This is a genomic window from Vibrio ruber DSM 16370 (genome assembly GCF_900163965.1).
Classification (GTDB): domain Bacteria; phylum Pseudomonadota; class Gammaproteobacteria; order Enterobacterales; family Vibrionaceae; genus Vibrio; species Vibrio ruber.
Window position 1 is genome coordinate 1 of the sequence record NZ_FULE01000061.1, and the last position, 1,112, is coordinate 1,112.

At 44.7% G+C, this 1,112-nt stretch carries 2 tRNA genes and 1 rRNA gene; all 3 read right to left on the reverse strand.

The window, feature by feature from the left end:
- Positions 1-482: 482 nt before the first annotated feature.
- Positions 483-558 (reverse strand) — tRNA-Ala (locus tag VR7878_RS18970).
- 98 nt (positions 559-656) lie between these two features.
- Positions 657-733, reverse strand: a tRNA-Ile gene (locus VR7878_RS18975).
- Between the two features lie 184 nt (positions 734-917).
- Positions 918-1,112, reverse strand: a 16S ribosomal RNA gene (locus tag VR7878_RS18980); the annotation flags it as partial.

Below are 1,112 nucleotides of genomic sequence, written 5' to 3' on the forward strand. Positions count from 1 at the left end.
CCTCTGACTGCCAAGGCATCCACCGTGTACGCTTAATTACTTAACCATACAACCCGAAGAAGTCTTTTTTGCTTGGTCTTTTTCCCTGAATACGGCGTTAGCATCGAAGGCTGCTTGGTTGCTATCAGACGATAGCGCCCTGCGACATCCTTCTTGCTGCCTTGTCTCAGGCAAAAATCCTCAGCGCAAAAACCTAAGGGTTGATATCATCAACTAATTAGGTGTCACACAATAATTTTATACATGAGTGTGTGACTTGGTTTTGCCGGACTCAATTTGAATACACAGTTGCCTGTGCATTCCCAAGAACACTTGATTGTGTTGGTCTTTCTCTTTCGAGAAAGAATTGAGAACTTTTACAAATAATCATCTGTTTCCAAAGAAACACATATTATTTTGTCAGCTTTCCAAATTGTTAAAGAGCAAAGATTTTGTATCTACAAAACCATGTTTAAAGATTCTTTATCAAAAACCCTTAAAGATGGTGGAGCTATGCGGGATCGAACCGCAGACCTCCTGCGTGCAAGGCAGGCGCTCTCCCAGCTGAGCTATAGCCCCATCTTTAGATATTTCTTCAAATCGTTTTATTCAAGGCAGATTGTGAGGCCGCATATATCAATATGCAACGAACAATCTAACGCAGAAGAAAATGATTTTGGTGGGTCTGAGTGGACTTGAACCACCGACCTCTCGCTTATCAGGCGAACGCTCTAACCACCTGAGCTACAGACCCATCTCTTGCTGTGTGCTTTCCCTGATTTCTGCGTCAGGCTGCTTATCCTCGGTCAGTTATTTACTGATGTAAACGCCTTCCCTCGTCAATTGCCTTCCTTGAACTCAGAAAAACCACGGTGCAATTTCTCTTTGCTTATAAACCGAATCAATCTGTGTGGACACTCATCCAAAATATCTTTACGTAAGGAGGTGATCCAGCGCCAGGTTCCCCTAGCGCTACCTTGTTACGACTTCACCCCAGTCATGAACCACAAAGTGGCAAGCGTCCTCCCGAAGGTTAAACTACCTGCTTCTTTTGCAGCCCACTCCCATGGTGTGACGGGCGGTGTGTACAAGGCCCGGGAACGTATTCACCGTAGCATTCTGATCTACGATTA